Raw genomic sequence first — 18,365 nt, 5'->3', positions numbered from 1 at the left:
CCTTCTCCCCCACCACCGGCCCGGAGTGTGCCCATGCCCCGTCCCCGCGTCCTCGTCATCGGCGCCGGCTTCGCCGGTGTGGAGTGCCTGCACCGGCTGGAGCGGACGCTCAAGCCCGAGGAGGCGGAGCTGGTGGTGGTCTCCCCGCACGACTACCAGCTCTACCTGCCGCTGCTGCCGCACGTGGCGGCGGGCGTCGTCACCCCGCAGTCGGTGGCGGTGTCACTGCGGCGGCGGCTGCGCCGCACCCGCTACGTGCCGGGGTTCGCCCTGGGGGTGGACACCCGGCGGCGGCAGGTGACCGTGCGCACCGTCGAGGGCGCCGAGTGGGAGATCGGCTACGACCACCTGGTGCTGGCCGCGGGCAGCACCACCCGGCTGTTCGACATCCCGGGCGTCACCGAGCACGCGCTCGGGATGAAGACCCTCGCCCAGGCCGCCTACCTGCGCGACCACGTGATCGGGCAGCTGAACGCGGCCGCGGTCACCAACGACCCCGAGGAGCGGGCCGAGCGCCTGTGCTTCGTGGTGGTGGGCGGGGGCTACGCGGGCACCGAGACGGCCGCCTGCCTGGAACTGCTCACCCGGGAGGCGATCCGGCGCTTCCCGCACGTGGACCCGGCCCTGCTCAGCTGGCACCTGGTGGACATCGCGCCGCGGCTGCTGCCGGAGATCGGCGAGCGGCTCGGCGCGGCCGCGATGGCGGTGCTGCGCGGCCGCGGCCTCGAGTTCAGCCTGAACACCAGCGTGACCCGGGTGACCCCCCGGACGGTCGAACTCACCGACGGCCGGACGCTGCGCACCCGGACCCTGGTGTGGACGGCCGGCGTGGCGGCCAGCCCGCTGGTGCACACCGTCGACACCGACCTGGTGCGGGGCCGGCTGGCGACCACCGCGGAACTGACCGTGCCCGGCGCGGACGGCGTGTTCGCGGTCGGGGACGCCGCCGCCGTCCCGGACCTCGCCAAGGCGGACGGCAGCATCACCCCGCCCACCGCGCAGCACTCGCAGCGCCAGGGCAAGGCGGTGGCCTTCAACGTGGCCGCGCGGCTGCGGGGCACCGCGATGCGGCCGTACTTCCACCGCGACCTGGGGCTGGTGGTGGACCTGGGCGGCGGCTACGCGGTCTCCCGGCCGCTGGGCGTGGAGCTGAGCGGCCTCCCGGGGCAGGCGGTGGCCCGCGGCTACCACCTGATGGCGCTGCCGACCGTCACGGCCCGCACCCGGGTGCTGGTCAACTGGGCGCTGAACGCCACCACCGGCAGCGACTTCGTCAGCACCGGCTTCCAGCACGGCCGCCCGGCCACCCTGCCCGACTTCGAGCACACCGACGTCTACCGCCCGGCCTGACCCGCCCGCGGGGCCCGGCCGGAGGGCCGGGCCCCGCGGGGCGGTGTCACCGGTGGCGCCCCTGGCCGGGGGTGTCCTTGCCGGTGTTCGGCGGCAACTTCGCCTTGCCCTCCGGCAGTTCGGCTTCGATGCGCTCCTTGCGCACCTCGCCGGTGACGGTCCGCTCCTCGACGTGCTCCTCGGTCACCAGCCGCACCCGCTCCACCGGGACGGCCTCGGTGCGCACGACCGGACGCTCCCCGTGCAGGGTCACGTCGTACTCGGCCTCCGAGATCGGCTCGCCGGACAGCGCCTCGTGCCGGTTCGCCTCGGTGATCGGCTCGCGCTCGACCCGGACCTCCTCGTGCCGCACCGGCACGGTCTGCTGCTCCTCCTCCGTGACGACGTACTTGCGCAGCCGGGCGTGCCCGGTCTCGTACCGTTCGATGCCGACGTGCATCCGCTCCTCCGAGCGGGTCATCGCGTCGTCGCCCCGCTCCGGCCGGCCGGTGCCCCGGACGGCGGGGCCGGGCGCGGCGGCCGCGGAGCCGGTGCGGGCGCCCTGCCGGCCGCCCGCCGTGGCGCCGGCGGCTCCGGCCGTACCCGCCAGGCCGGCGGTCCCGGCCATGCCGGCGGTCCCGACCGTGCCGGTGGTTCCGACCGTGCCGGTGGTTCCGGCGGCCCCGATGTCGGAGGGGCCGGTACCGGCGGAACCGCCCGTCATCGGCCTGGTCCGCGACGTTCCGGCCGCACCCGCGGCGCCCGCCGCCCCGGCGGCACCAGCCGCTCCGGCCGCGCCCGCCGCGGTGCCCGTTCCGCCCTCCCGGTGGGCCCAGCCGCCCTCACCGGGCTGGTTGGCGGCCTTCCAGGCGTCGTCCCAGGCGATGCCGTAGTGGCGGTACAGCCGGCGCTCCTCCTGCTCGGACAGGTGTCCGCCGCTGTCCACGTCCACGTTCGGCGCGTCCTTGACCTTGTCCTTGTCGTAGGGCACCTGGAGGTGCCCGTCGATCACGTGGGCCTCCCGGACCGGGACGAACGACTCACTCGAACCGAACCATCCGGTCTTCACGCTGACCCACTCGGGCTTGCCGGTGGCGTCGTCGAGGAAGAGGTGGTCGGCCTTGCCGATCTTGTTGCCCTGGGCGTCGTGGACAGGGTGGTGCAGCATGGAACGGATCTGTTGTTCGGTGATCATTGCTCACGCCTCCTTCACATTCCGGCACTGGGGCGCGTGGCCAGCTCAGCCGGACTGAAACGCCCTCCGGGGAGACATTCACCCACCGTGACGGAGATCGGCCGAACTCGACGGATCCGCTCACGCTGCGTCCCCGGATCGGCATATGCCACACCGGGGACGCCATGTGACGTGCACACAGGAGAACGGGCTACACCGCGCCGTCCCCGTCCCCGTCGCCGTCCCCGTCGCCTTCGCCCTCGGGGTCCGGGTCCAGGCCGACCTCCGCGCGGTCCTCCTCGGTGCGCTCCTCCAGTTCGCTCTCGTCGGGCCGCCGCGGCAGGCCGCCGCCGTGGCCGGTGTCCGGGTCGCCCTCGACCGCCTTGTTCGACTTGTGGTGGGTCACGGTTGCCTCCGGCAGTGGTGCGGATGTTCGCTGCCTCCATCACCCCCCCGGGGCGGGGCGGGGCGCAAACGGGGGGCGGGTCAGGCGTCCTCGGACTGCACCTCGCCGGCGGCGATGGCGGCGGCGAGGCGGGCGTGGTCGGCGGTGTTGAGCCCCGCGTAGTGGTGGGCGAAGGCGGCGACCGCCCGGTCGAAGGTGTCGGTGCGGCCCAGGTAGGCGGCGATGGCGATCCGGTCGCCGGAGCGGGCGTGGGCCCGGGCCAGGGCGGCGCCGCACAGGGCCGCGTAGGCGCGCAGGCCCCGGGTGGTCATCTCGCCGACCTCGGCGGAGCCCTTCATGTCGCGCAGCTGGCGCCAGTAGAAGTGGCGTCCGGCCGGGCCGGTCATCCAGCCGAGGAAGATGTCGCTGGCGGCCTGGGTGAGCCGCTGCCCGGCGACCACCCGCTGCCCGTGGTGGTCGTACCGGCTGGGCCCGGCGTAGGGCTCCAGGACGGACGCCTGGGCCTCCTTGACCTGCAGCACCAGCGGGTCGTCGGCGTCCCGGCCCTGGAGCAGGACGACGAAGCAGCGGGTGCCGACGCTGCCGACGCCGACCACCTTGCGGGCGGTGTCGACGTACCGGTAGCGGTCGAGCAGCCGGCCGCGCTCCTCGGGGAGGGTGGCCCGGTAGTCGGCGAGCAGCGAGCGGACCTCGTCGGTGTCGAAGCCGACGTGCTCGATCAGCGGGGGCTGGTCCTTGAAGCGGCGGCGCCCGCTCGCGGTGGTCTCGGTGAGCTTGCCGGCGGCCTGGAGGCTGTCGCGGCGGCGGGCGGCGGCGAGGTCGGCGGCGATGCGCTGCCGGGGCTTGCCCTTGAGGCTGGTGAGCAGCTCGTCGGCGTCGATCCGCCGGTACCAGACCGGGAGTTCGCCGAGCCCGGCGAGCTGCCGGATCCGCTCCCGGTAGGCGCGCACGGCCTCCAGCACCACCCGGTGGGCGCTCTCCGGGCTCTCGCCGTTCTCCTGCGCGGCCACGGCGAGGCTGGCGGCGAGGCGCTGGACGTCCCACTCGAACGGGCCGGGCAGCGTCTCGTCGAAGTCGTTCAGGTCGAACAGCAGGGCGCGTTCGGGCGAGGCGAACAGCCCGAAGTTGACCAGGTGGGCGTCCCCGCAGAGCTGGACGGTCAGGCCGCTGTCGGGGGCGGTGGCGAGGTCGCCGGCCATCACGGCGGCCGCGCCGCGCAGGAAGGCGAACGGGGAGGCGGCCATCCGGCCGTTGCGGATCGGCACCAGGTCGGGGAGGCGGCTCTCCGCCTGGGCGCGCAGCACCGCGAGCGGGTCGGGGCGGTCGGCGGCGGGCCGCCAGTGCCCGGCGGTGGAGCGCGGGGCGCGCTTGCGGGCGGCGCGGCCCACCTCGGTGCGTTCCGCGACGGTCAGGTAGGGGGCGGGGGTGTCCATCGGGCGGGCTCCTCACGGCGTCGGGGCCGGAAGACGTACCGCCCCGGTGCGCCGCCGTACCAGCGGCGGGCACCGGGGCGGCGGTCGCTCACCCGAAGGGCCGCACTACATGTTGATCATGTGCCCGGCCAGGCCGTGGACGGCCTCCTTGACGGCCTCGCCCAGCGTCGGGTGGGCGTGCACGTTGCGGCCGACCTCGTGCACCGTGAGGTCCCACTGCTGGGCCAGCGTCAGTTCCGGCAGCAGCTCGGTGACCTCGGGGCCGATCAGGTGGGCGCCGAGCAGCTCGCCGTGGGTCTCGTCGCAGATCACCTTGACGAAGCCGACCGGGTGCCCGATGCCGTGCGCCTTGCCGTTCGCGGTGAACGGGAACTTGGCGACCTTGACCGCGTACCCCTTCTCCCGGGCCTGCGCCTCGGTGTACCCGAAGCTGGCGACCTGCGGCTGGCAGTAGGTGGCGCGCGGGACCATCACGAAGTCGATCTCCATGGTCTCGGCCCCGGCGATGGTCTCGGCGGCGATCACGGCCATCGCCTCGGCGGCGTGCGCGAGCATCAGCTTCGCGGTGACGTCGCCGATCGCGAAGATGTGCTCGACGCTGGTGCGGCCCCGCCCGTCCACGGCGATCGCGCCGCGCTCGGTGAGCTGCACGCCGGTGTTCTCCAGGCCGTAGCCCTGCACCCGCGGCACGAAGCCGATCGCCTGGAGCACCTTGTCGGCCTCCAGCACCTCCTGCTTGCCGTCCCGGGTGACGGTGACCTTCACCGGCTTGTTCGGGTCGGAGTCGTCGATCGTGTCGACCCGGGTGGAGGTGAGCACCTGGATGCCCAACTTGCGGTACTGCTTGGCGAGTTCGGCGGACACCTCGGCGTCCTCCAGCGGCACCATCCGGTCCAGGAACTCGACGATGGTGACCTTCACGCCGTAGTTGTGCAGCACGTACGCGAACTCGACGCCGATCGCGCCGGCGCCCGCGATGACGATCGACTCCGGCAGCTGCTCGGTGAGGATCTGCTCCTCGTAGGTGACGACCCGTTCGCTGAGCGAAGTGCCGGGCAGCAGCCGGGTGGTGGCGCCGGCCGCGACGACGCAGTGGTCGAAGGTGACCATCTCGAAGCCGCCCGAGGCGAGCTTGACCTGCAGCGTGTGGTCGTCGACGAAGGTGCCCCAGCCGTCGTACTCGGTGATGCCGTTCTTCTTCATCAGGTAGTGGACGCCCTTGACCCGGCCGTCGGCGACCTGCCGGGAGCGGCTGAACGCCTTGCCGTAGTCGAAGGACACCTTGCCGTCGACCTCGATGCCGTACAGCCCGGCCTCGTTCAGCACGGTGTGCGCGAGCTCGGCGTTGCGCAGCAGGGCCTTCGAGGGGATGCAGCCGACGTTGAGGCAGACGCCGCCCCAGTACTTGCCCTCGATCACGGCGGTGCGCAGGCCGAGCTGGGCGGAGCGGACGGCGGCGGTGTAGCCGCCGGGGCCGGCGCCCAGGACGACCACGTCGTAGTGCGTGCTCATGTGCCTCGATCCTTCAGGAAGCGACGGACGGCCTCGCGGCCCGTGCCTCCCAGTACACCAGGCCGGGGGGCGGGAGAAGGCTCCGGCACCGGCAGGTCGGGCAGCGCGCCCCGGTGCAGCCAGGCGTCGAGCAGCGGGCCGAGCGGGCGGTCGGTGTAGCGGGCGGCGTGCGCGGCGAAGTCGGCGGTGGCGACGACGGCGTGCCGGTAGGCGGTGGCCCAGTCGCGCAGCAGCCGGAAGAACTCGGTGTCGCCGAGGGCGCAGCGCAGCGCGTGCACGGTCAGGCCGCCGCGCTCGTAGACCCGGTCGTCGAACATGTGCCGCTTGCCGGGGTCGCCGATCGCCAGGTCCTGCGGCAGGCCGCGCAGCTGGAGGTGGGCGTCGGCGGCCTTGCGCTGGGCGGTGGGGCCGCCGGTGCGCTCGGACCACAGCCACTCGGCGTACTTGGCCAGGCCCTCGTTGAGCCAGATGTGCCGCCAGTCGGCGACGGTGACGCTGTTGCCGAACCACTGGTGGGCCAGCTCGTGCGCGACCAGGCGCTCCCAGCCGCGCCGCCCGTCGACGTGGTTGCGGCCGAAGGTGGCCATGCCCTGCGCCTCGACCGGCACGTCCAGGTCCTCGTCGACCACGGCGACGGTGTACCCGTCGAACGGGTACGGGCCGAACAGCTCCTCGAACAGGCGCATCATCTGCGGCTGCCGGGCGAAGTCGTGCTCGAACCGGGCGGTCAGCGGCTGCGGCACCCAGCCGCTCTGCGGGACGGTGCCGGGGGCCCGTTCGGTCAGCGGGACCTGGCGCAGCGGGGCGATCGCCAGTCCGACCAGGTAGGGCGCGGTGGGCGCGGGCTGCTCGTACACCCAGGTGGTGGCGGAGGAGCGGGTGGTGCGGCTGAGCAGCCGGCCGCCGGTGACCACGGCGTAGGGGGTCGCGGTGGTGACGGTCAGCTGGTAGGCGGCCTTGTCGGCGGGGCGGTCGTTGCAGGGGAACCAGGACGGGGCGCCGGTGGGCTGGGAGGCGACCAGCGCGCCGTCGGTGATCTCCTCGAAGCCGAGGCCGCCCCAGGGGCTGCGCACCGGGCGCGGGTTGCCGGACCAGTGCACCTCGCAGGTGAACACCGCCCCGGCGGCGGGGGCCTTGGCGGGCTTGATCCGCAGCTTGCCGTCCCGGTGGGCGTAGTGCGCGGGCCGGCCGTCGACCAGCACCTTGCCGATCCGGAAGTCGGCGAGGTCGAGGGTGAACTCGCGCAGCGGCTCGGGCCCGGCGATGGCGGCGATCCGGGCGGAGGCGGCCAGCCGGTTGGGGCCCGGCCGGTAGTCGAGGGCGATCTCGTAGCGGTGGGCGCGGTAGCGCGGGTCCCCGTGCCGGGGGAAGTACGGGTCGGCGGCGGGGGCCTGCTTGGGGCTCACCGGTGGGGTTCCTCCTGGCGCGGGGGCGGACACGTCATTGCTGCCAGGCTTCGATGGGGTTGCCGAGCCAGCGGGTGTCGGCGGGCACCGTCTCGGCGCGCATCACCAGGGAGGCCGGGCCGAGGGTGGAGCGCTCGCCGACGGTGCTGCCGGGCAGCACGATCCCGCCCGGGCCGAGGGTGGCGCCCGCGCGGAGCTCCACAGTATCCAGTCGCATGATCCGGTCGTGGAAGAGGTGGGTCTGCAGCACGCTGCCGCGGTTGACGCTGACGCCGTCGCCGAGGGTGACCAGGTCGGCCTCGGGCAGCCAGTAGCTCTCGCACCACACGCCGCGGCCGATCTTCGCGCCGAGGGCGCGCAGCCACAGGTTCATCAGCGGGGTGCCGGCGGTGCGGCCGACCAGCCAGGGCACGGCGAGGACTTCGGTGAAGGTGTCGGCGAGCTCGTTGCGCCACACGAAGCCGGACCACAGCGGGTGCTCGACGGCCCGGAACCGGCCGACCAGCAGCCACTTGGCGGCGGCCGAGACCAGGCAGGCCGCCAGGCCCGCGCCGAGCAGCACGAAGCCGGACAGCAGCGGCTGCCCGAGCGCGCACAGCGCGGCGGCGGTGAGCACGGCCAGCGCGGCGGAGGCGAACACCGGGACGATCCGGGCCAGTTCGGTCAGGCCGCGGGCCCAGCGCAGCCGGGCGGGCGGCTCGTAGGTGAGCGCGAGGTCGGCGGTGTCGGCGGCCCGGGGCAGCTTGACCGGCGGCATGCCCAGGTAGGAGCTGCCGCGCTTGGCCTTCTTCGGCGTCGCGGACAGCACGCCGACCAGGCCCCGGTCGGGGACGGCCCGGCCGGGCGCGGTCATCCCGGAGTTGCCGAGGAAGGCCCGCTCGCCGATCTCGGCCCGCCCGATCCGCACCCAGCCGCCGCCCAGCTCGTACGGGGCGATCAGGGTGTCGTCAGCGAGGAACGCGCCGTCGCCGACCTTGGTCAGGCTGGGCAGCGCCAGCACGGTGGAGACCTCGGCGCCCTTGCCGATCCGCATGCCGAGCAGCCGCAGCCACACCGGGGTGATCAGTCCGGCGTACAGCGGGAACAGCGTCTCGCGGGCCAGGTCCATCAGCTGGCTGACCGTCCACGCCTGCCAGCCGACCCGGCCGTGCAGCGGGTGGTAGCCCGTGCGCAGGCCGAGCGAGAGCAGCCGGACGCCCGCCAGGACGAGCGCGGCGTAGGCCAGCCCGTAGGCGAGGGTGGCGGGGAGGAGGGCGGTCAGGGCGCCGCGCAGGGCCTGGGCGAGGCCGTCGCCGGGGTGGACGAACCGCCCGGCGATCAGCAGCGCGGGCAGGGCGGCGAGCAGCGGCAGCAGGGTGAGGGCGAAGCCGGTGGCGCCGTAGGCGGCGGCCCAGCGGGCGGTGCGCGGCGGGCGCTGCTTGGGCCAGCCGCGTTCGGCCTTGCCGGTCTTGACGGCGGGGGCGCCGGCCCAGCGCTGGCCGGTGGGGACGGAGCCGGTGACGCCGGAGCCGGGGGCGATCTCGGCGCGCTTGCCGATCTTGGCGCCGGGCAGCAGGGTCGAGCGGGTGCCGACCACGGCGCCGGCGCCGATCCGCAGCGCGCCGATCTCCAGCCGGTCGCCGTCCAGCCAGTAGCCGGACAGGTCGACCTCGTTCTCGACGGCGCAGCCCTTGCCCAGGCGCAGCAGGCCGGTGACGGGCGGCAGGGCGTGCAGGTCGACGTCGGGGGCGACCCGGCAGCCGAGCGCCCGGGCGTAGCGGATCAGCCAGGAGCCGGAGAGTCCGGTGGCGCCGGAGGCTTCGGCGAGCCGTTCGGCGGCCCACAGCCGCAGGTGGACGGAGCCGCCGCGCGGGTAGGTGCCGGGGCCGGTGCCGCGCAGCAGCAGCCGGGCGCCGCCCGCGGCGACGGCCAGGCGGCCGGGCGCGGAGTACAGCAGGACGGCGCCGGCGGCCAGCAGCCACCAGGGGGCGGTGGGGGCCCACGGATAGTCGCCGAGCAGGTTGAGCAGGGTGCCGAGGACGCCGAGGGCGAGGCTCCAGCGCAGGCCGGTGAGGGTGGCCAGCGGCAGCATCAGCAGCAGTTGCAGGGCCTGGGCGCGGCGGGGGGTGGGGGCGACGGTGCGGGCCGGGCCCTCGGCCTGGGCGGACTTCTCCAGCAGCCGGGCGAGCTTGCGCAGGGTGGGCTGCTGGTAGATGTCGAGGACGGAGGCGGCCGGGTAGCGGGTCCGCAGCAGGGTGGTGAGCCGGGCGGCGGCCAGCGAGCCGCCGCCGATCGCGAAGAAGTCGTCGCCCGCGCCGCGGGGCGGGGCGCCGAGGATCTGCGCCCACTGCTCGGCGAGCCACGCCTCGGTGCCGTAGAGCTGCTCGGCGGGGCCGGAGGCCTCCAGGTCGGGCAGCGGCCAGGGCAGCGCGTCCCGGTCGACCTTGCCGGAGGTGCGGGTGGGCAGGTGGTCGACGGTGGCGAGCAGCGGGACGAGGGCGGCGGGCAGTTCGGCGCGCAGCCGGGCGACGGCGGCGTCCCGGTCGAAGCCGTCCTGGGCGACCAGGTAGCCGACCAGCAGCTGGTTTCCGCCGCGGGCGGTGCGCACGGCGGCGGCCGCGCCGGAGACGGCGGGCAGCGCCTGCAGCGCCGCGTCGACCTCGCCGAGCTCGATCCGCCGTCCGCCGAGCTTGATCTGCTCGTCGGCGCGGCCGAGGAAGACCAGGCCCTCGGGTTCGGCGCGGACCAGGTCGCCGGAGCGGTAGGCGCGCTCCCAGCCGAGGGATTCCAGCGGGGCGTACTTCTCGGCGTCCTTGGCGGGGTCGAGGTAGCGGGCCAGGCCGACGCCGCCGATCACCAGCTGGCCGCTGGCGCCCATCGGGACCACCTCGCCGGCCTCGTCGACGACGGCGAGCTCCCAGCCGTCCAGCGGCAGGCCGATCCGGATCGGGGCCCGCCCGGTCAGCAGGGCGCCGCAGGCGACCACGGTGGCCTCGGTGGGGCCGTAGGTGTTCCACACCTCGCGGCCCTCGGTGACCAGGCGCTCGGCGAGTTCGGGCGGGCAGGCCTCGCCGCCGAAGATCAGCAGCCGGACCTCGTCGAGCGCCTCGGCGGGCCAGAGCGCGGCCAGCGTGGGGACGGTGGAGATCACGGTGATCTCCTGCTCGGCCAGCCACGGGCCGAGGTCGGCGCCGGAGCGGACCTGGGAGCGCGGGACGGGCACCAGGCAGGCGCCGTGCCGCCAGGCCAGCCACATCTCCTCGCAGGAGGCGTCGAAGGCCACCGACAGCCCGGCCATCACCCGGTCGCCGGGCCCGATCGGCTCGTCCTGGAGGAACATCGCGGCCTCGGCGTCGACGAACGCGGCGGCGCTGCGGTGGCTGACGGCGACGCCCTTGGGCTTGCCGGTGGAGCCGGAGGTGAAGATGATCCAGGCGTCCTGCTCCGGGCCGGGCGCCTGCGCCTCGTGGCCGGAGGGCTTGACCCGGTCGAGGGCGTAGTCGGCGCCGATCACGGCGTTGACGTCGGCCTCGCCGAAGACCAGTTCGGCCCGCTCGTCCGGGTCCTCGAAGTCGACCGGCACGTAGGCGGCGCCCGCGGCGAGCACCGCCAGGATCGCCACGTAGAGCTGGTTGCCGCCGGAGGGAACCCGGACGCCGACCCGGTCGCCGAGGCCGACGCCCGCCCTGGCCAGGTGGCGGCGGACCTTCTCGACCTCGGTGAGCAGTTCCGCGTAGCCGAGCGTCTCGCGCCCGTCGTCCAGCGCCGGCTCCTGCGGGTGGGCGGCTGCGGTGGCCGCGAGCACGTCGACCAGGGTGCGCGGTCCGGGCGCGGCCTGGGCGCGGAACAGCGCGGTGGCGGGGGCGGTGATCATGGCTGCAACGGTCCTCGTCCTGGGTTCCCCGGCAGTCAACCGAAGGCGTCGAAAGCGCGACAACCTGGGCAAGTTTACCGGTCAGGGCGGGTGGACGGCCGGAGGCGAGGGCGCCCGGGGCCGCCGGGCGGCCGGTGCGCGAGGGGCGGCGCGAGCCGACGGATCATCAGCTCGCGCCGCTGCGGGGCAGGTTGCGGGGGTCGGCCGGGCACCCCGACTGACGGCGGGTCAGGTTCCCGACACGCCGGTGTATTCCGGGAGTTCACCCACTGTTCACGCATCCGCCTTCTTCGCGTGGCCGCCCGGTCGGTCAGCGGCCCCGGGTGGGTTCGCCGCGGCGGACGGCGCCGGGGGCCCGGCGGGCCGGGCGGTCGGCGCGCCCGGCCGAAGTCAGCTGCCAGGGCACCGAGATGACCATCACGCCGGGGGTGAACAGCAGGCGGCTCTTGAGCCACAGCGCGGACTGGTTGTGCAGCAGGTTCTCCCACCAGTGGCCGACCACGTACTCGGGGATGAAGACCGCCACCGCGTCGCCGGGCTGAGCGGACGTCAGCTCCCGGACGTGCGCGACGACCGGCTTGGTGATCTCCCGGAACGGCGAGTCGAGCACCCGCAGCGGCACGTCCAGGCCGCTGCCGTCCCACTGGGCGCGCAGGTCGGCGGTGGCCTCGGGCTCGACGTCCGCGGTGACGGCCTCCAGCGTGTCGGGCCGGAACGCCTGCGCGTAGCCGATCGCCCGCAGGGTGGGCCGGTGCAGCTTGGAGACCAGCACCACGGCGTGCACCTGCCGGGGGCGGGGCGCCGGCTCCTCGTCCTCCGCCGCCAGTTCGGCGGCGACGGCGTCGTAGTGGCGGCGGATGCCGCGCATGGTCAGCCAGAGCAGCAGGGCGGCGACCACGGCCAGCCACGCTCCTTGGGTGAACTTGGTGATCAGCACGATGACCAGGACCAGCGCGGTGGTGACGGCGCCGAGCCCGTTGATGATCCGGGAGCGCCGGGCGGCGGAGCGGGCGGCCGGGTCGCTCTCGGCGGCCAGGGCGCGGTTCCAGTGCCGGACCATGCCGATCTGGGAGAGCGTGAAGGAGGTGAACACGCCCAGGATGTACAGGTGGATCAGGCTGGTGACGTCCGCCTCGTAGAACCACAGCAGCGCCCCGGCCACCACGGCGAGCGCGACGATGCCGTTGGAGAACGCCAGCCGGTCGCCGCGGGTGTGCAGCTGCCGGGGCAGGTAGCGGTGCTGGGCGAGGATCGAGGAGAGCAGCGGGAAGCCGTTGAAGGCGGTGTTCGCGGCCAGGATCAGCACCAGCGCGGTGACCGCCTGGACGAAGTAGAACAGCACGCTGTCGGAGCCGCCGAAGACGCTCGCGGCGAGCTGGGCGATCACGGTCTGCTGGGTGTAGGAGTGGCAGTCCCCGGCCAGGCCGGTCAACTGGCAGGCGTCCTCGACGTAGTGGACGTGCGAGGTGAGCGCGAGCAGCGTGACGCCGGCGAACATCACCACCGCGACGACGCCCATCACCGCCATGGTGGCGGCCGCGTTGCGGGACTTCGGGGCCCGGAACGCGGGCACCCCGTTGGAGATCGCCTCGACGCCGGTCAGCGCGGTGCAGCCGGAGGCGAAGGCGCGCAGGCCCAGCATCAGCAGGCCCAGGCCCTGCAGGGCGTCCTTGCCGTGCTCGGCGGCGACGCCCAGGTGCGCGGTCGGCGCCTGCGGGCCGTCGCCGAACGCGAGCCGGACCAGGCCGGTGACCACCATCAGCAGGATGCCGCCGATGAACAGGTACGTCGGCGCGGCGAACGCCCGCCCCGACTCGCGCACGCCGCGCAGGTTGACCGCGGTCAGCAGCGCCACGAAGCCGAGCGCCAGCGCCACCCGGTGGTCGGCCAGCGAGCCGAACGCGGAGATGATGTTGTCCACCCCGGAGGCCACCGATACCGCCACCGTCATCACGTAGTCGACCAGCAGCGAGGCGGCCACCACCAGCCCCGGGTTGGCCCCGAGGTTGCGCGAGACCACCTCGTACGAGCCGCCGCCGCTCGGGTAGGCGTGCACCACCTGCCGGTAGGACAGCACCACCACGGCCATCAGGGCGACCACGCCGAGGGCGATCCACGGCGTCAGGTACAGGAACGCGGTGCCGCCGACGGTGAGCACCAGCAGGATCTCGCCGGTCGCGTACGCCACCGAGGAGAGCGGGTCGGAGGCGAAGATCGGCAGCGCCAGCCGCTTGGGCAGCAGCGTCTCGCCGAGTTCCTCGCTGCGCATGGCGCGGCCGATCACGAGGCGCTTGAGCGCCTGGGGGAGGTTGAACACAGCACGGCAGCGTATGCGCCGCCGCCGATCGGCCAATCAGCCTGTCAGACTGTCGGATTTCTTGCGTTCCCGCAGGTCAAAGGTGGTTTTGGTGATCGAATCGAAGGCTCGGGCCCGGAACGGGCCTGCCGTTAAGGATTCGTCAATATCCGCGCGGCCCGGCGGGCAGCCGGGCCTCGATCGCCGCCAGCGCGGCCCGGAGCGCCGCCACGTCGGCCTTGTCCGCGACCTGGTCGCCGTCCTTGAGCTTCACCAGCAGCGTCCCGCCGGGCTCCAGCACGATCAGCGAGGTCTCCCCGATCGCGTCACCGCCCTGGTGCCGGACCGCCACGTCCAGGTCGGCCACCCGGATGCCCTGCCGGGCGATCGTCCGCCGGTCGTACACCCCGTCCCGGGCCAGCACCGTCGGCGTCCCGTCCAGCAGCCGGTTGAACCAGTCCCAGCGCGCCGCCTGCCGCACCAGCACCCAGTCGGTGGCCAGCAGCACCAGCGCCCCGTACAGGCCGCCGGTCACCGAGTCGTCGTTCCCGATCACCGCGTTCTGCACCACGTTGGACAGCAGCAGCATGACCACCAGGTCGAAGGTGTTCAGCTGGGCCAGCCCGCGCTTGCCGATCACCCGCAGCAGCACCAGCAGCGCCAGGTAGACCAGCACCGTGCGGAGGGTCTTCTCGCCGTACGAGATGCCCGCGTCGAACATGTCCTGCCACATGGCGGCCACCGTAGGCGCCGGTGCGACCACCGCACCGGCACCCACGCCAGCGGTCACCCGGGCGGCCCACCGGGCCCCGGGCCCGCCCGGGGGCGGCTACGGGCGGCGGGTGGCCAGCAGCAGACCGGAGGAGCAGTCCAGGCGGGTGGCGTGCAGCCGGGGGTCGGTGGTCAGCCGCTCGACCAGGGCGGCGACCGCCGGGGCGTGGCCGTCCGGCCAGGTCGGCTGCGGCAGCAGGTCGTCGACCAGGTACAGGCCGCCCGGGGCGAGCAGCTCCAGCGCCTGGTCGAGGTGGTGGAACTTGCCGGGCCAGGTGTCCGCGAAGACCAGGTCGAAGCTGCCGGGCGCCAGCGCGTCGATCAGCTCCGCCCCGTCCCCCACCACCAGCCGCAGCCGCGGGTCCGCCCCCAGGTGCTCGGCGGCGACGGCCGCGACCGCCGCGTCCTGCTCGACGCTCACCAGCGTCGCCGCCGCGTCCATCCCGCTCAGCAGCCAGCTCGCCCCCGCCCCGGCGCCGGTGCCCAGCTCCAGCACCCGGCCCCCGGGGCGGGCCGCCGCCAGCGTCCGCAGCAGCTGCCCCGTGGTCGCGTCGCAGGACATCGCGAAGCCGAGCGCCGCGCACCCCCGCTCGATCGCGGCCAGCACGGCGGGGTGGGAATCGGTGGTGAGCGTCATGGCGCGGCCTCCGGGAGTGGGTGGGGTCCGTCGGTGGACGCGACACGCTAGCGGCGGGGCCGGGCAGCGCACCGGGAATTCCGCTCCGCGGACGGGCGGCGCGGGCGGGGCGGGTGCTTGGCGGGCGGGATGGGCGCTTGGCAGGCGGGATGGGTGCTTGGCAGGTGAGGCGTGAGCGATAAATATGACTTAAGTGACCTTTTTCCCTTCTGGGTGGATGTGGGTGTTTGAAAGCCTTGCTCTCATCTGACCTGCCGAAGGAGACCCCCGTGACCGGCACCCCCCGGCGCGCCGTCCGTCTGCTGCTCATGGCTGCCGCCTCGCTGTGCGTGCTGCTGCCGCTGCTGCGCGGCGCCACCACGGTCGGGGCGATCACCGAGTTCGGGGTCGGGCGGGACGCCGCGGTGGCCGCCCAGCTGGGGTCGGCGCTGGCGATGCTGACGGCGCTGCTGGTGTCCGGCCGGCTGGTGGACGCCTGGGGGTGGCCGCGGGTGCTGCGCCGGGCGCTGGGGGCGATGGCGGCCGGGGGCGCCGTCGCGGTCACCGCCGGGCACCCCTGGACGTACCTGGCGGGGCGGGCCGCGGAGGACGCCGGCTCGGCCGGGGTGCTGATCGCCGCGCTGGCCTCCGTCCCCGTGCTGAACCTGCCCGGCCGGATCACCCGGGTCATCGGCGGGGCGGTCGCCGGGGTCGCCGGGGTCTTCGTGCTCGGCGCGAACGTCGCCGTGCGGATCGACACGGCGGCCGGCTGGCGGCTCGGCGAGTCGGTGGTCCCGGCCGCCGCCGCGCTGCTGCTGCTCGCCGCGCTGCGCCTGCTGCCACGCGACCGGCTGCCCCGCTCCGGCCTCCGCCCCGGCCCCCGGCAGGCCCCCGTCTGCGGCCCCGGCGTCGCGGCGGCCGCCCTGCTGGCCGTCGCGGGCCTGGAGCTGGGCCCGCTGCGCGACTGGTCGGACCCGCTGGTCGGCGGACTGCTGGGCGCCGCCGCGGTGCTGTTCGCGGCCTGCCGGGCCCGGACCGCGCTGCTGGCCCGCCGCCGGCCCGGCCCCGCCCCGCCCGGGGTGCCGGCCCGGGCCGCGGCCGGGGCGATCACCGCGGGCGCGACGCTCGGCTTCACCCAGCTCGCGCTGACCGCCGCCGTCCCCGTGCTGCTGCTCCAGCGCGGCGTGACGGTGGCCCACGTGACGCTGTCGATGTCCGGCTACGGGCTGGGCATGCTGGCGGCCGGGCTGACCGCCCGGCGCTGGCGGCTCACCCCGCTGACCAGTTCCTCGCTCGGCCTGCCGCTGGCCGCCGTCGGCCTGGCCTCGCTGCACTTCCTGCCCGCCGAGGCCGGGCGGGCCGCCCTGGTCGCGGGCGCGGTCGCGGTACTGGTCGGCTTCGGCCTGGTGGTCGCGCAGATCCCCTACCTGGCCGGTTTCCTGGCCGCGCTCCCCCGGCAGCGGCGGGCGGCCGCCTCCGCGCTCTACCCGGTGGCGGTCCTGTTCGGCGGGGTGCTGGCGCAGACCGTGCCGGGCAGCACCGCGCTGCTGACCGGCGAGGGCGACGCCCGCGCGCTGAGCACCGTGCTCTGGGTGGCCTGCGGGGCGGTCGCCCTGGTGGCGACGGTGCTGGGCCGCCCCGTGGTGTCGCTGACCGTCGCCGCGGCCGCCGGGCTCCAGCACCTGCTGCTGGTCGCGCTGGCCGGCGGGAGCGTCGCCGACCGCCCCGGCGCCGCCACCGCCGCGCTCGCGGTCGGCGCCGCGATGGGGCTGGTCGCCTGGAGCCGCCGCCAGCAGTCGGAGCGGCTGGCCCGCGTCCGGGCCAACGAGATCGCCCTGCAACAGGCCGTGCTGCACCCGATCCCGGCCCGGCTCGGCGACCTGCGGCTGACCGGCCACTACCAGCCCGCGACGGCCGGCACCGGCGTCGGCGGCGACTTCTTCGAGGCGGTGCGCACCCCACACGGCACCCGGCTGCTGATCGGCGACGTCCGCGGCAAGGGCCTGCAGGCCGTCCAGACCGTCACCGACCTGCTCGGCTGCTTCCGCTCCCAGGCGCACGAGACCGCCGACCTCGGCGAACTCGCGGCCCGGCTGGACCGCCAGCTGGCCCGGCTCGCGGCGGCCCGCGGCGACGAGGAACTGTTCGCCACCGCGCTGCTGCTCCAGCACCGGGACGGCATCGACCAGGTCGAGGTGGTCAACTGCGGGCACCTCGCCCCGCTCCGGGTCGACCCGGACGGCGTCCGCGCCACCCCCGTCCCCGCCCTGCTGCCGCTCGGCCTCGGCGCGCTCGGCCTCGGCCCCGCCCCCGCCCCCACCCCGCTGGCCCTGCCCGGCGGCTCGGCCCTCCTGCTGCACACGGACGGGCTCAGCGAGGCCCGCAACTCCTCCGGCGAGTTCTACCCCCTGGGCGAACGCCTCTCCGTCCTGCGCGCCGCCGACCCCGGCCGCCTGATCACCGGCCTCGCCTCCGACGTCCGCGACTGGACGCACCAGCTCTCGGACGACATCGCCCTGATCGCCCTGACCCGGGCCTAGCCGACGGGGCCGGTCCGGACGGGGCGGCGTGTCCGGTGGCGGATTCGGTGGCGGATTCGGGGCGGCGTGTCCGGCGGCGTGTCCGGTGGCGGATTCGGGGTGGCGCCGGGAGGGTGGCTGGCGGGGGGCGCAGCGGATTTCCTGAACCGGAAAGAGCGAGAGATGCCCGAAGTCACCACCCCGTACGCGACCGGCACCCCGTGCTGGGTCGATCTGATGGCGAAGGACCAGCAGGCGGCGCTGGACTTCTACCGCGACCTGCTCGGCTGGCAGGGCAAGGTCGGCCCGGCCGAGTTCGGCGGGTACGCGGTCTGCGAGCTGGACGGCAAGGCCGTCGCCGGGATCGGCCCGGCGATGGCGCCCGAGGGGATGCCGGAGCCGCCGACCGTCTGGACCAGCTACCTGGCCAGCACCGACGCCCAGGCCACCCAGGACGCGATCGTCCAGGCGGGCGGCACGCTGCTCGTCCCGACCATGGACGTCGGCGACCTGGGCCGGATGCTGGTCGCGGCGGACCCGCAGGGCGCGGTGTTCGGCGTGTGGCAGCCCGGCGAGTTCTTCGGCGCGAAGGTCGTCAACGAGCCCGGCGCGCTGACCTGGAACGAGCTGCACACCAGTGACGTGCCGGCCGCCACCGCGTTCTACGGCGAGGCGTTCGGCATCGAGATCGAGCCGCTGGACGGCGCGGACTCGTACTGGGAGCTGCGGGTCGGCGGCCGGGCCGTCGGCGGGGTCACCCTGCTGGCCAACGACCCGCCCGGCACCCCGGCGCACTGGCTGACGTACTTCTCCGTGGACGACGTGGACTCCACCGTGGACGCGCTGGTCAAGCGGGGCGGCACGGTGCTCGCGCCGCCGTTCGACATGATGGCGGGCCGGATGACGGTGGTCGCCGACCCGCAGGGCGCGCCGTTCGCCATGATCAGGCCGCAGCCGATGGCGTAACGCCACGGGTGCCCGCGCACCGCCCGTCCCGGTTCGGTCCGGGGCGGGCGGTGCGGTGCCGTCGGGGGGAGGGAGGGGTGCGGG

General features: G+C 75.0%; 12 protein-coding genes. 3 read left to right on the top strand and 9 right to left on the bottom strand.

Features of this window, described 5'->3' with window-relative positions:
* Positions 1 to 33 precede the first annotated feature (33 nt).
* Positions 34 to 1,350, top strand: a complete 1,317-nt coding sequence (locus IH44_RS0121875) for an NAD(P)/FAD-dependent oxidoreductase (RefSeq protein WP_030461367.1) — start codon at positions 34 to 36, stop codon at positions 1,348 to 1,350.
* Positions 1,351 to 1,396: 46 nt separating this feature from the next.
* Here the strand turns inward: IH44_RS0121875 and IH44_RS0121870 are convergent, their stop codons facing one another.
* From IH44_RS0121870 to IH44_RS0121830, 9 genes are all read right to left on the bottom strand, one after another.
* Positions 1,397 to 2,524 (bottom strand): PRC and DUF2382 domain-containing protein, encoded by a 1,128-nt coding sequence (locus IH44_RS0121870; RefSeq protein WP_030461366.1) that lies wholly within the window; start codon positions 2,522 to 2,524, stop codon positions 1,397 to 1,399.
* A 190-nt stretch (positions 2,525 to 2,714) separates the two neighbouring features.
* Positions 2,715 to 2,909: a hypothetical protein gene (locus IH44_RS41270; RefSeq protein ID WP_035955946.1), complete on the bottom strand. Its 195-nt coding sequence runs from the start codon at positions 2,907 to 2,909 to the stop codon at positions 2,715 to 2,717.
* An 80-nt stretch (positions 2,910 to 2,989) separates the two neighbouring features.
* The gene (locus IH44_RS0121860; RefSeq protein WP_030461365.1) at positions 2,990 to 4,342 is read right to left on the bottom strand and encodes a DUF2252 domain-containing protein; all 1,353 of its coding nucleotides are present in this window, start codon (positions 4,340 to 4,342) and stop codon (positions 2,990 to 2,992) included.
* Between the two features lie 105 nt (positions 4,343 to 4,447).
* Entirely contained in the window at positions 4,448 to 5,854 is a 1,407-nt protein-coding gene (gene lpdA, locus IH44_RS0121855; protein ID WP_030461364.1) for a dihydrolipoyl dehydrogenase, read from the bottom strand.
* The gene (locus IH44_RS0121850; RefSeq protein WP_035955942.1) at positions 5,851 to 7,260 is read right to left on the bottom strand and encodes a M1 family metallopeptidase; all 1,410 of its coding nucleotides are present in this window, start codon (positions 7,258 to 7,260) and stop codon (positions 5,851 to 5,853) included. Before IH44_RS0121850 ends, lpdA begins: the two co-directional genes overlap by 4 nt.
* 34 nt (positions 7,261 to 7,294) lie before the next feature.
* Entirely contained in the window at positions 7,295 to 11,113 is a 3,819-nt protein-coding gene (locus IH44_RS0121845) for a Pls/PosA family non-ribosomal peptide synthetase (protein ID WP_030461362.1), read from the bottom strand.
* 310 nt (positions 11,114 to 11,423) lie between these two features.
* Complete coding sequence (locus tag IH44_RS0121840) at positions 11,424 to 13,382, bottom strand: APC family permease (RefSeq protein ID WP_107066591.1); 1,959 nt, start codon at positions 13,380 to 13,382, stop codon at positions 11,424 to 11,426.
* 190 nt (positions 13,383 to 13,572) lie between these two features.
* Positions 13,573 to 14,142, bottom strand: a complete 570-nt coding sequence (locus IH44_RS0121835) for a DUF421 domain-containing protein (RefSeq protein ID WP_030461360.1) — start codon at positions 14,140 to 14,142, stop codon at positions 13,573 to 13,575.
* 96 nt (positions 14,143 to 14,238) lie between these two features.
* Entirely contained in the window at positions 14,239 to 14,817 is a 579-nt protein-coding gene (locus tag IH44_RS0121830; protein ID WP_030461359.1) for an O-methyltransferase, read from the bottom strand.
* 269 nt (positions 14,818 to 15,086) lie between these two features.
* On the opposite strand from IH44_RS0121830, the gene IH44_RS42965 reads away from it, so the two are divergent.
* Both IH44_RS42965 and IH44_RS0121820 read left to right on the top strand, forming a co-directional pair.
* Positions 15,087 to 17,336: a PP2C family protein-serine/threonine phosphatase gene (locus IH44_RS42965; RefSeq protein ID WP_051817166.1), complete on the top strand. Its 2,250-nt coding sequence runs from the start codon at positions 15,087 to 15,089 to the stop codon at positions 17,334 to 17,336.
* Between the two features lie 162 nt (positions 17,337 to 17,498).
* The gene (locus IH44_RS0121820; protein WP_030461357.1) at positions 17,499 to 18,281 is read left to right on the top strand and encodes a VOC family protein; all 783 of its coding nucleotides are present in this window, start codon (positions 17,499 to 17,501) and stop codon (positions 18,279 to 18,281) included.
* The last annotated feature ends 84 nt before the right edge of the window (positions 18,282 to 18,365 follow it).

The sequence above is a fragment of the Kitasatospora sp. NRRL B-11411 genome (genome assembly GCF_000721345.1).
Taxonomy (GTDB): domain Bacteria; phylum Actinomycetota; class Actinomycetes; order Streptomycetales; family Streptomycetaceae; genus Kitasatospora; species Kitasatospora cineracea.
The sequence above is the reverse complement of the archived record's forward strand: the minus strand, read 5'-3'. Positions and strand labels throughout refer to the sequence as shown.

Coding starts and splice junctions, on each gene's coding strand:
- IH44_RS0121875 (WP_030461367.1), top strand. CDS start 34: ATGCCCCGTCCCCGCGTCCTCGTCATCGGCGCCGGCTTCGCCGGTGTG.
- lpdA (WP_030461364.1), bottom strand. CDS start 5,854: ATGAGCACGCACTACGACGTGGTCGTCCTGGGCGCCGGCCCCGGCGGC.
- IH44_RS0121830 (WP_030461359.1), bottom strand. CDS start 14,817: ATGACGCTCACCACCGATTCCCACCCCGCCGTGCTGGCCGCGATCGAG.
- IH44_RS0121835 (WP_030461360.1), bottom strand. CDS start 14,142: ATGTGGCAGGACATGTTCGACGCGGGCATCTCGTACGGCGAGAAGACC.
- IH44_RS0121820 (WP_030461357.1), top strand. CDS start 17,499: ATGCCCGAAGTCACCACCCCGTACGCGACCGGCACCCCGTGCTGGGTC.
- IH44_RS0121840 (WP_107066591.1), bottom strand. CDS start 13,382: ATGCGCAGCGAGGAACTCGGCGAGACGCTGCTGCCCAAGCGGCTGGCG.
- IH44_RS0121860 (WP_030461365.1), bottom strand. CDS start 4,342: ATGGACACCCCCGCCCCCTACCTGACCGTCGCGGAACGCACCGAGGTG.
- IH44_RS0121870 (WP_030461366.1), bottom strand. CDS start 2,524: ATGATCACCGAACAACAGATCCGTTCCATGCTGCACCACCCTGTCCAC.
- IH44_RS0121845 (WP_030461362.1), bottom strand. CDS start 11,113: ATGATCACCGCCCCCGCCACCGCGCTGTTCCGCGCCCAGGCCGCGCCC.